At 49.1% G+C, this 11,456-nt stretch carries 9 protein-coding genes; 6 read left to right on the top strand and 3 right to left on the bottom strand.

Going from position 1 to position 11,456, the window contains the following annotated elements; translation table 11 throughout:
- The first annotated feature begins 148 nt into the window (after positions 1-148).
- The 4 genes from DUE52_RS19920 to DUE52_RS19905 all read left to right on the top strand — a co-directional run bounded on the left by DUE52_RS19920 (position 149) and on the right by DUE52_RS19905 (position 6,406).
- Positions 149-1,159, top strand: coding sequence for an aldo/keto reductase (locus DUE52_RS19920; RefSeq protein ID WP_114407808.1), 1,011 nt, complete (start codon positions 149-151; stop codon positions 1,157-1,159).
- A 66-nt stretch (positions 1,160-1,225) separates the two neighbouring features.
- Positions 1,226-2,146 (top strand): helix-turn-helix domain-containing protein, encoded by a 921-nt coding sequence (locus tag DUE52_RS19915; protein WP_114407807.1) that lies wholly within the window; start codon positions 1,226-1,228, stop codon positions 2,144-2,146.
- 475 nt (positions 2,147-2,621) lie between these two features.
- Positions 2,622-5,255 (top strand): CotH kinase family protein, encoded by a 2,634-nt coding sequence (locus tag DUE52_RS19910; protein ID WP_114407806.1) that lies wholly within the window; start codon positions 2,622-2,624, stop codon positions 5,253-5,255.
- A 212-nt stretch (positions 5,256-5,467) separates the two neighbouring features.
- Positions 5,468-6,406: a glycerophosphodiester phosphodiesterase family protein gene (locus tag DUE52_RS19905; protein WP_114407805.1), complete on the top strand. Its 939-nt coding sequence runs from the start codon at positions 5,468-5,470 to the stop codon at positions 6,404-6,406.
- Here DUE52_RS19905 and DUE52_RS19900 read toward each other — a convergent pair.
- Entirely contained in the window at positions 6,390-6,752 is a 363-nt protein-coding gene (locus tag DUE52_RS19900; protein WP_114407804.1) for a transmembrane 220 family protein, read from the bottom strand. The two genes, DUE52_RS19905 and DUE52_RS19900, sit on opposite strands and share 17 nt — an antisense overlap.
- Before the next feature lie 34 nt (positions 6,753-6,786).
- On the bottom strand, positions 6,787-7,455 hold the full coding sequence (locus DUE52_RS19895; protein WP_229312235.1) for a tetratricopeptide repeat protein: 669 nt from the start codon (positions 7,453-7,455) through the stop codon (positions 6,787-6,789).
- A 416-nt stretch (positions 7,456-7,871) separates the two neighbouring features.
- Here DUE52_RS19895 and fsa point away from each other — a divergent pair, with 416 nt between their 5' ends.
- Together fsa and DUE52_RS19885 are read left to right on the top strand one after the other, a co-directional pair.
- Entirely contained in the window at positions 7,872-8,531 is a 660-nt protein-coding gene (fsa, locus tag DUE52_RS19890) for a fructose-6-phosphate aldolase (RefSeq protein WP_114407802.1), read from the top strand.
- Between the two features lie 102 nt (positions 8,532-8,633).
- Positions 8,634-9,314 carry a cell division ATP-binding protein FtsE gene (locus DUE52_RS19885; protein WP_114407801.1) on the top strand — a complete coding sequence of 227 codons (681 nt, stop codon included), beginning with the start codon at positions 8,634-8,636 and terminating at the stop codon, positions 9,312-9,314.
- An 84-nt stretch (positions 9,315-9,398) separates the two neighbouring features.
- Here the strand turns inward: DUE52_RS19885 and porX are convergent, their stop codons facing one another.
- Positions 9,399-10,955: a T9SS response regulator signal transducer PorX gene (porX, locus tag DUE52_RS19880; RefSeq protein ID WP_114407800.1), complete on the bottom strand. Its 1,557-nt coding sequence runs from the start codon at positions 10,953-10,955 to the stop codon at positions 9,399-9,401.
- Positions 10,956-11,456 lie beyond the last annotated feature (501 nt).

The following is an 11,456-nucleotide window of genomic DNA, read 5'->3' as shown; positions in this document are numbered from 1 at the left end:
ATCCGTCAGGCGGAAAAAACGGACAGAAATCCGTTCGATCCGTTTTCCCGTTTTGGATACAACTTCAAGAGATCTGGTTACTTTTTTGGATCGGAACTGCCGCACCTTTGCAGCGTCAATAGTTGACTCCGATCAAACACGAGGACTTATGAGCAGTATTCAAAAAACGAAATTAGGCAACCAGGGATTGGTCGTTCCGGCCATTGGACTGGGTTGCATGGGCATGACGCAGATTGCGGGCATGGATATTTACGGAAAAGTTGACGAAGCCGAATCCATTGCCACCATTCACCGCTCGCTCGAACTGGGCGGTAATTTTCTGGACACGGCAGACTTGTACGGCCCACTCGCCAACGAACGACTCGTGGCCAAAGCCATCCGGGGAAACCGGGATCAGTATGTGATTGCCACCAAATTTGGCTACGAGATCGACGATAACGAGCAACTGACCTGGCGGATCAACGGCCAGCGGGACTATGTCAAAAAAGCCGTCGAGCGTTCGCTGAAAAACCTGGGAACCGACTACATCGACCTCTATTACCTCCACCGCCTGGACCCCAACACGCCAATTGAAGAAACCGTGGGGGCCATGTCCGAGCTGGTTAAGGAAGGGAAAATCGGGTATATCGGGTTGTCGGAAGTGGGTTCGGAAACCATTCGGAAGGCGCACAACGTTCATCCCCTGACAGCGGTCCAGACCGAGTATTCCCTGTTTGAGCGCAGTGTGGAGGAAGACGGTATTCTGGCAACGATTCAGGAACTGGGCATCGGTTTTGTGGCCTATTCGCCGTTAGGACGCGGATTTCTGTCCGGCGACATTCAGACACCGGATGATTTTCCCGCCAACGATTTCCGCCGGAGCATTCCCCGCTTTCAGGGGGAGCAGTTTCACAAAAACATTGAGCTGGTGAACGAGATCAAGAAACTGGCCGCTGAAAAAGACATTACGCCGTCGCAACTGGCCATTGCCTGGGTAATTGCCAAAGGCTATTTACCCATTCCGGGCACCAAACGCGTGAAATACGTAGAGCAGAACATTGCTTCGGCCAGCTTAACGTTAAGTACCCATGAACTGGATCGATTGGAAGCCATTGTTCCCTTGGGCACCTCGACCGGCGACCGCTATGATGCGACCGGAATGGCGATGGTTAGTTTGTAAACGTTCCTAAACCGGAAAAGCGATCTTCAGGGGTGGCTTTTCCGGGTTTTTAAAACCGAAACCGGCATGAAAAAGAACGACCGCTCTCCCTATTTTATCCATTCAATCGCTGAATTACACCGGATTTTGGAGTTACCCAAACCGGAACATCCGCTGGTGAGCGTGATTAATTTCGAAGAAATAACCTGCTATACGGATGAAAGCATGAGAAGCCTTATTTATAATTTTTACTCGATCTGCATCAAAAAAGGATTCAAAGGGAAATTAAAGTATGGTCAGAACTATTATGATTTCGACGAAGGCATCATGACTTTCTTTTCACCGGGGCAAGTCATTACCACGGATATCACGGATGAGCTGGCGCTTTCGGGTTGGTGGCTGGTTGTCCATTCCGATTACATCCGGAATTACCAGTTGGCAAAATCCATCCAGAATTACGGTTTTTTTTCGTATGCCGCGAATGAAGCTCTGCATCTTTCCGAAAAAGAAGAAGCAATGGCCACCACCATTATGAAGAATATCGAACAGGAATATCGTTCAAATATTGACTCCTACAGTCAGGATGTTATTGTGTCGCACATTGAATTATTGCTCAATTATTCAAACCGGTTCTACAACCGGCAGTTCATCACCCGCAAGGCTACCAACAATGATTTGCTGATCAAGTTGGAAACACTGCTGGCGGATTATTTTTCCGGCGAGAAAGTGCAGCAACTGGGTCTGCCGACGGTGCATTACATTTCGGAACAACTCGCCATTTCGCCCAACTACTTAAGCGACCTGCTGCGCAACCTGACGGGCCAAAGCACCCAGCAACACATCCACAACAAACTGATCGAAAAAGCGCAGGAAATCCTGACGACGACCTCCCTCTCCGTGAGCGAAATTGCGTATCAGCTTGGTTTTGAATACCCGCAGTCGTTCAGCAAACTGTTCAAGAATAAAACGAATCTCTCTCCGCTCGAATTCCGGCATACATTCAACTAGATTTCCGAAGTAAGAGGAATGCATTGCCTGAGCAGATCGTAACCGAACCAGTCTACGAAATGCACTTTATTCATACTTTCTACCCCTACATTCTGTCCTCTAGCAATCCTGTTTAAAATTGCTTGTAAAAGCAATAAATAAAATACAAAACGCTATTACCGAACAAAAATATCCGTTTGTACAACCGGAATAGTTATACCGTATGATAACTTAAACCGCATTCCCCTTTTTAAATAATGCAGTTCATTTTCACCCTGTCGCGCAATTTAGTCAGACAGATGAAGCTTTTGGGTATAAACCGGTAATCCACCTCCTCTCCTGTTAAAGAATCAATGTACCATCCTATAAATAAATTCTATATTTGTAGTAGTATATGACGCAGAAATAGAACTTATTCCGTTTGTGAAGCCTATTTATCCGTCATGTAGCTTCCAATTCCTTTTATATCACGTCTTACTTAAATTTTTCTCTCGTTATGAAGCAAACCTTTACCGCTATTAAATCCTTCTATTCGTGTTTTTTGGGAATATTCCTGCTGATTTCCTTCCTGGAAACCACGGTAGTATACGCACAATCCATTAGTGTAGAGCCTGAGAGCTTTCAGGTTGATAAATCAAGAAAACTCATCGTCTGCAATCGAATTCCGACCATTCCATCCGGACAACCGGCACGTCCGAAAATCATCTTCGATAAGGAGTATACCTTCTCAGAAGCGACTGCGACTTTCGAAAAGGGGAAGGCCTACAAGATTAACAACAACGGAGCCATCTTTACCCTGTTCTTTACTAGCCTGCCGATCCTGAATGTTAAAACTGTTAACAGTAAAGCTATTAACGAAAAGGAAGACGATGTCCGGACGCCGGGAACGATTACCCTTTCTACCACGGATAAGCCGCTGGTGACGTCCTACATGGGCATTCGGGTACGGGGAAATTTCTCAAGAGGCTACCCAAAGAAAGGGTATAATATGGAGTTGTGGAACGATATAAAAGGGGATGAAAGCCGGGATGTTAGTCTGGACGGACTCCGCGAAGACAGTGACTATTACCTCCTGGCCATGTACGGCGAATCCATGCGACTCCAGAATGCAACGGCGCATTCGCTCTGGCTAAAAACGCACACGCTGCCGTATATCGCGAAAGAACCGGAAGCCATTGGCGGAATCCGGTTCCGGTATACCGATGTATTCATTAACGGTTCTTATAACGGCGTTTATCTGCTGACCGAAAAGGAAGACCGGAAGCAATTAAAACTGAAGAAAATCACCGATGATGGCGAAGTTCGGGGCGAACTCTACAAGACCAATCCGGGAAGCGCAACTAAATATACCGGACCTTTGCCCGGCTACGATCCCAATGCCGGACTGAGTTGGGGCGGGTTCGAAATCGATTATCCGAAACAGTCATTCTGGTTTAACCTCTATGACTTTGTGAACTTTATCGTTAATTCTTCCAATCAGAATTTTAAAGCCGGAATTTTCAACCGGGTGGAAATTACCAGTTTGATCGACAATTTCGTTTTCATTAACGCCATCCGCGCTGCGGATAACATGTCGAACAACCAGGTGCTGGCAAAATACAAAGAAGGTGAAAAATACTTTTACCTTCCGTGGGATTTGGATGCTTCGTTTGGGTATGATTTTACGGGAAATAAAGAATACCATACAAACGATGTCATGACCAACGGGCTCTATAACCGGCTCCTGTCGCAGGACCCCGATGGGTTTAAATCCAAACTACGCAAACGCTGGTTTGAGCTGAGAGGCACCATTTACAGCCTGGAAAGTATCAAACAGGAATTGCGGACTCATTATAACCTGCTCCAGAATGAAGGAGCCTACGCCCGCGAAACCCTGCGGTGGCCCGACCGACTGGCATTAGCCGACTTTTCCTACATCGATCCCTGGCTTGAGAAACGCATGGCTTTTCTGGACAAATATTTCGGAGCTTTTCCGGCCGATGCACCCGCGCCCTTCGTGGTCACGTTGACGTCATTTACGGGCGTCATCGACGGTGCGCAGAAAAAACTGGACTGGGCCACCAGCAAAGAGCAAAATTCCCGCCGGTTTGAAGTTGAATTCAGTACCAACGGCAGTTCCTACAGCAAGGTGGGTGAAGTGGCGGCAGCCGGTACCAGCGATGGCACCAAAACCTACAGTTTCACGCATTCGAATAGCTCCTCACCGGCGTACTACCGCCTGAAAATGATCAGTACAAGCGAAACCTCGCAGTACAGTAGCGTGGTTCAGATTACGGCACCGGGCGGTTGTACACCACCGGCGGCCCCCTCCGTCAATGCCAGTTCCACGACGGCGACATCCGGCCAAAGTGTGCAACTGACGGCTACCGGGTGTGCTTATACGGTGGTCTGGAGCACCAACCAGACCGGATCGCCGATCACCGTGAACCCCACCATAACGACCAGTTATACCGCCAAATGCCGGAAAGAAACCGGTTGCGAAAGCGGTTCCTCTGCTGCCGTTACGGTTACCATCAATAATCCAACCACCGTAACCGGCAATTTTGAAGGATTCCTGGACAAGGTCGAGTGTGGAACGATACGGGGGTGGGTCTGGGATCGGAACAAACCGAACACCCCGCTGACGGTCGAGTTTCTGGAAGGCAGCACCTCCCTGGGAACGGCACTGGCCGATATTTACCGCGAGGACATCAAAGCCGCCGGTAAAGGTGACGGTCGGCACGTTTACAGTTTTCCGACACCCGATAATCTGAAAGACAACCGGACCCACACCATTTCGGCGCGCGTGCTGGGCAGCACCTATACGCTGAAACAGGCTCCCAAAGTGCTTGGGCCCTGCGCCCCCGGCGCCCGCCTGAGTGCTTCGTTCGATGCCGAATCCGGCATCCAAATTTCGATCGCACCGAACCCGACAAGTGGCGAATTTGAGGTAAGCTTCTACACCGCCACCTGGCAGCAGTCGACGGTATCGGTTGTCGATTTACTGGGTCGCAACTGGTTTACGAGCACGCTGGAAGGCAGTGGAATCCAGAAGCAGAAAGTACGGTTATCCGGTGCCACCGGGCTGTATATGGTTCAGGTTCAACAGGGGAAGGACGTTCGCACGAAAAGTCTGGTTCTGCAGAAATAAACGGTTTTTAATCCATCTATCGAGGGCCTGTCAGGAGTTGTTCCGGGCAGGCCCTCGGTGTATATAAATCCCCGTAGTTTTAAAATTGCCCCCCGAAACAGAATAAACTCAGGCATTTTTAGCCAAATTGCGGTTCAAAAAACCACACAGCCGGCAGGTATGCCACCAGCGTAACCCGTCACCCTTGCACGACTGTTCATTCCCTGATTTGTATGTTTAAAACAATCCCTTTTCTGGCTTTCCTTTTCTCCCCGTATCTCGTCCAGGCGCAGCAACCTTTGCACATTTTGGCGATCAAAACGCCCAAAGAACTACACAGTTTTTTCCGGTGGACGGGCAAAGACCGGCCGATCATCAGCGGCCACCGGGGCGGCATGGTCAAAGGATTTCCGGAGAATTCGATGGCGACGTTCGAGAACACACTGAAACATACCCCGGCTTTTTTCGAGATCGATCCGCGTCTGACCAAAGACAGCGTGATTGTGCTGATGCACGACGCCACGCTGGACCGAACCACCACCGGAACCGGGAAAGTGGGTGACTATACGTGGAATGAACTGAAAAAATTGCGGCTGAAAGATGCGGAGGGCAACGTGACTGAACACCGCATTCCGACGCTGGCTGAAGCCATCGACTGGGCGCGGGGAAAAACGATTCTGAATCTGGACAAAAAAGATGTGCCTTTCCCGATGATTGCCGCGCTCATTAAAGAACACAAAGCCGACACCTTCGTGATGCTCACCGTTCACACCGCCGAAGAAGCCTTGTATTACTACAAAGGGAACAAAAACCAGATGTTTTCGGCCTTTGTGAAAACGCCACAGGCGATGAAGGACTACGAAAAAGCCGGGATTCCGTTTTCGCAGATGATCGCCTACATTGGCCCGGATGTCAAACCCGAAAACCAGGAAATGTACCGTTTGCTGAACGCAAAAGGCGTCATGTGCATGATTTCGGCGGCTCCCACCTACGACAAACTTAAAACAGCCGACGAACGGGCAGCCGCTTACCGGGCGGTTTTCAACGACGGTGCCAGCATTCTGGAATCCGACCTGCCCATCGAAACCGCCGAAGCCATCCAGGAAATGATTCCCGCCAAGAGTGCGAAGAACGTTTATTTTAAAAAAGCCGTGGTCAGTGACCGGTTTTGACAGACGAGTTTCCCCGCGTCAACCCCGCCAGCAACAGCATGGCCACGGCACAGATTGCCAGACCGCCGGATTCGCGGGCCAGTTCGACGTTGAGCGTTTTCATGCCCATTTCGTCCAATAAAAATCCTTCAAATTGCGGGGGCCACCAGTAAATGGCCGAAACCAGGTAAATGGCACCGGCCGCCAGGTAAAACCACGGGCGACCGGCGGTTCCGAACGCCATAAAACTGGCAATGGCGGCAAATCCATAAATGGGAACCCACACCTGTGGGTCGGGGTCGTTGTATTGAAAAGCCGCAAAGAGGGTGAACAACAGGCCAAACGTGATGGCAAGAATTTTCCGCATGGGTTTAGGAGGTATAGAAGTGTAAAAAAATCTTTTATTGACAGTATTCGGTCAGATACGCCTGGGCTTCGGAATAGCCCAGTTGTTTGGCCTGTTTCAGACTCAGACACCCATTTTCGCGCTGGTTCATCATGACCTGAGTTACCCCGAGGGCGTTGAAAGCTTTGCCAAATTTAGCGTCCAGTTGCACGGTTTTCGTAAAATCATTCAGAGCTTCGGCATATTCTTCCTGCTGAAACCGGATGTTTCCCCGGTTAAAATACGCCAGCGAATTTTTCCCATCCAGTTGAATAGCCTGGTTAAAATCCGATAAGGCCGATACCAGATTCCCGCTGTTGGCAAACAACTGGCCCCGGTCGAGGTAAATATCCGACGTATCGGGTGACCGGCGGATGGCTTCGGCGTAATCTTTCAGGGCCGCGTCGGTTTCACCCCGGGCGGTTTTCAGTTTCGCCCGGTTGTAATACGGTTTATAAAAATCCGGTTTCAACTGAATAGCCTGTTCGAAATCGAGAAGGGCATTTTCATAATCTTTCGACTCGAAATAAGCCACAGCCCGGCTGTTGAAAGCTTCGTAATTATCGGCATCGGCATCAATCGCCTGATTCAACGGCTGAATGGCCTCCCGAAATTTGCCCTGCTGCATCAATGCACGCGCTTCCGCCAGTTTGCTTTCCGACGATGTACAGGATTGACAAATCAATAAACTGAACAGGATTAAACACCGGCCCAAAAGTCGGCCGTTTTTTTTTGATATAAAATGGTCCTGTATGGAATCTGGAATGATCTTTATCATGATAATTGTTTGAAATCACCACAAAAGTAGGCAGCGGCTTTTATTTTCCTGCATAAATTACTAATTTTGCACCCGGCAAACAGGCACTACCAGCTCCTGCTGAATCCCCCAGGTCTTGACAGAAGCAAGGGTAGGCGGTCGTAGCGGTGAGATGTCGGTTTGCCTTTTTTTGTTTTCCAGCATTCTGAACGCGGCCCAATCGCTTCAGAACCTGATTCGCTCAACGGAAAATCAAAAATCCGATCGTCTGATTGAACGATTATCTTTATTGTTGAACGCATTCTAATCACTCATATCATCTCTTTTCTTTCAGTTTAGACTCTATGAAATTTTTCATCGATACCGCCAATTTAAACGATATTCGCGAAGCGCAGGATCTGGGCATTTTAGACGGTGTGACCACCAACCCATCCCTGATGGCGAAGGAAGGCATCACCGGTAAAAACAGCGTCATGCAGCATTACAAAGCCATTTGTGACATTGTCGATGGCGATGTAAGCGCCGAAGTGATCGCGACTACGTTTAACGAAATGATTGCCGAAGGCGAAGAACTGGCCGAAATCGATGATAAAATTGTCGTGAAAGTACCGATGATCAAGGAAGGCATCAAGGCCATCAACTACTTCACGGAAAAGGGCATCAAAACCAACTGCACGCTGATTTTCTCGGCCGGGCAAGCCCTGCTGGCGGCCAAGGCGGGTGCCACCTATGTGTCTCCCTTCATTGGTCGTTTGGATGATATTTCGGTCGATGGGGTTGCGCTAATCGAGCAAATTGCCCTGATTTACCGCAATTATGGCTACGGCACGCAGATTCTGGCGGCATCCGTTCGGCACCCGATGCACATCATCCAGTGTGCCGAAGTGGGCGCCGATGTCATGACCGGGCCGCTGAGCGTCATCAACGCCCTCTTCAGCCACCCCCTCACCGACATCGGTCTGGCCAAGTTTTTAGCCGATCACAAGAAAGCAGCTACCAAATAAGTTATGAGTTAAGAATTAAAAATTAAGAGTTGGCTGACGCATTAAACCGCACAATTAACTTTTAACTCTTAATTCCTAACTCTTAATTCTTAACTGACAATTATGTTCTCTACCGAACCCGTTCTGTCTCTGAATCAGGCTGATATCTACCAGGGAGGTCGGATTGTCCTGGCTGATGTGACGTTTGACGTCAACAAAGGGGATTTTGTGTTTTTAATTGGCCGGACGGGTAGCGGCAAAAGCTCGCTGCTCAAAACGCTGTATGCTGATTTGTGGCTGCAGGCGGGCACCGGTCGCGTGGCCGGTTTTGGCCTCGAAAAACTAAAACCGAAGGACGTTCCGTATCTGCGCCGGAAAATTGGCATCGTCTTTCAGGACTTTCAGCTTTTCATGGACCGCAACATCGAAGAAAACCTGCGGTTCGTGCTCAAGGCCACCGGGTGGACGGATCAGACCAAGATGAAAAACCGCATTTCCGAGGTGTTGATGCAGGTGGGTCTGGGAACTCTGCAAAAAAAAATGCCCCACCAGCTTTCAGGCGGGGAACAGCAACGCGTGGTGGTAGCCCGCGCCATGCTCAACGAACCCATGATTCTGATTGCCGATGAGCCCACCGGAAACCTCGATCCGGCGGTTGGCGAACAAATCATGAATGTTTTCCAAACCATCAACAATTCCGGCACCGCCATTCTGATGGCCACCCACAACTACGACTTTCTCCGCAAGTATCCCGCCCGGGTGCTGCGCGTTGAGGATGGGAAGGTGATTGAGCAGGGATTATAAAATGATGAGTTATGAATGATGAACGATGAATTGGCTAGCGCATAACATCCATCGTTCATCATTCATAACTCATCATTCCTTAAATCACTTCGGTTTCAAATACACAAATGGAATGATCATTTCTTCCAGCGAGACTCCGCCGTGCTGGAACGTATCCCGGTAATAATTAACGTAGTAATTGTAGTTGTTCGGATACGCGAAGAAATAATCTTCCAGCGTGAAGACGTAGGCCGTAGATACGTGAATCCGGGGCAGGAAGAAGTTTTCCGGTTTACGGCAAACGAACAGGTGGTTGTCGTCGAAACCCAGATTTTTGCCCTGTTTGTAGCGCAGGTTGGTGTTCGTATCCCGGTAGCCGACAATCTTGGCCGGTTTTTGCACCCGGATCATGCCGTGGTCGGTGGTAATGATCAACCGGCCATTCTTTTCCGAAATCTTCCGCACCAGTTCCAGCAAAGGCGAGTGGCTAAACCAGGACCGCGTGATGGAACGATAAGCCGCTTCGTCGGGGGCCAGTTCCTTAATCATCGCCATGTCCGTCCGGGCGTGCGACAGCATATCCACGAAGTTGTAGACGATCACGTTCAGATCGTTCTGCATCAGGTTGCTGAAGTTGTCGACCAGGTGTTTGCCCTGGTTGATGTTCAGAATCTTGTGATACGAAAACTTGATGTTCAGACGACTGCTGTCGATCTGGCGTTTCAGAAACTGGTCTTCGTTGTTGTTCAAACCAGCTTCTTCGTTGTCGTCATTCACCCACAGATCGGGATGTTTTTTCTCCATTTCGCTCGGCATCATCCCCGAAAAGATGGCGTTCCGGGCAAAAGCCGTTGTGGTCGGCAAAATGGAGTAGTACGACGATTCTTCTTCAACCGTAAAATATTCGGACAGAATCGGCTCGATCACTTTCCACTGATCGTAGCGCAGGTTATCGATCAGCACGAAGAAAAGCGGGTTGTTCTGCTCAATCAGCGGAAACACTTTCTTCCGCATCAACTGGTGCGACATCACCGGTTTATCGCCTTTGGGTTCGTTCAGCCAGTCCTCGTAATTGTTCATCACGAACTTGCAAAACGTCGCATTGGCCTCGCTCTTCTGCATGTTGAAGACTTCGCCCATGCTCTTGTCCTGCGCGCCATCCAACTCCAGTTCCCAGAAAATGAGTTTTTTATAAATATCGACCCAGTCGTCGAAATCGACGCGGTCGTTGTATAAATTCGATAAATTCCGAAAGTCCTGCTGGTAGCTCTGGTTCGTTTTTTCGGTCACCAGGCGTTTGTTATCAAGGATTTTTTTGACCGACAGCAGAATCTGGTTGGGGTTGAGCGGTTTGATGAGGTAATCGGCGATTTTGGCCCCGATGGCCCCTTCCATGATATGTTCTTCTTCGCTCTTTGTAATCATCACAACCGGCAGATTGGGCCGCATTTGCTTGATTTGCTGGAGCGTTTCCAAACCCGTCATCCCCGGCATCATTTCGTCCAGAAAAACGAGGTCGAAGTTTTCCTGATCCACTTTTTCGAGCGCATCGGCCCCGCTGTTCACGGGCGTAATGGTATATCCTTTGTTATTCAGAAAAAGAATATGGGGTTTCAGTAAGTCAATTTCGTCATCGGCCCAGAGGATGGAATAATTTTGCATGATACGGTTTTTCTGTGTGGTTAGATTGAATAGTGTATTCTAGTTCAACTTGGTAACGACCGAAACTGTTTAGGTGGTTCGATTTTAACAGTCTTTAACTTCTTGCTCCCGGGAAGGTATCGGTCTTGACTGGCGGGCAAGTTACCTTTTTCAGTTCACCTTTTCGAAAAATGATTGTTTTCTCTGCGGCTGTGTCCGAAACAGGCAATGAGCGCGATCTGATTTTCGAAGTAAACCGGCAGATGTGCTTATCCCGTAGCGAAGCATCACTTATCCCGAAGGGATTGAACAGCGCAGTGTCGGTAGCAACAAGACGAATCGCTCCCCCGCGTGCCGATCATACCTTTGCTCACTACCCTATCTGATTACCTTTTACCGAATTATCTTTGGTAGTCACTCGGCTAAGCGGTGGGGGATGGATAAAAACAGCAGTGCCTTAGGTGCTTCACACCGTTACCTATGTGTGTTCCCATCCCCCTGCTTTAACCTACACCGGACAGT

The organism is Larkinella punicea (assembly GCF_003334855.1).
In the GTDB taxonomy this organism is placed as follows: Bacteria; Bacteroidota; Bacteroidia; order Cytophagales; family Spirosomataceae; genus Larkinella; species Larkinella punicea.
Note: the sequence above shows the minus strand (reverse complement) of the source record. Positions and strands in the feature narration are given on the sequence as shown.

Bases quoted from the DNA above. Each gene is read 5' to 3' on its own strand.
- DUE52_RS19920 (WP_114407808.1), top strand. From the start codon at position 149: ATGAGCAGTATTCAAAAAACGAAATTAGGCAACCAGGGATTGGTCGTT.
- porX (WP_114407800.1), bottom strand. From the start codon at position 10,955: ATGCAAAATTATTCCATCCTCTGGGCCGATGACGAAATTGACTTACTG.
- DUE52_RS19905 (WP_114407805.1), top strand. From the start codon at position 5,468: ATGTTTAAAACAATCCCTTTTCTGGCTTTCCTTTTCTCCCCGTATCTC.
- DUE52_RS19910 (WP_114407806.1), top strand. From the start codon at position 2,622: ATGAAGCAAACCTTTACCGCTATTAAATCCTTCTATTCGTGTTTTTTG.
- DUE52_RS19885 (WP_114407801.1), top strand. From the start codon at position 8,634: ATGTTCTCTACCGAACCCGTTCTGTCTCTGAATCAGGCTGATATCTAC.
- DUE52_RS19900 (WP_114407804.1), bottom strand. From the start codon at position 6,752: ATGCGGAAAATTCTTGCCATCACGTTTGGCCTGTTGTTCACCCTCTTT.
- DUE52_RS19915 (WP_114407807.1), top strand. From the start codon at position 1,226: ATGAAAAAGAACGACCGCTCTCCCTATTTTATCCATTCAATCGCTGAA.
- fsa (WP_114407802.1), top strand. From the start codon at position 7,872: ATGAAATTTTTCATCGATACCGCCAATTTAAACGATATTCGCGAAGCG.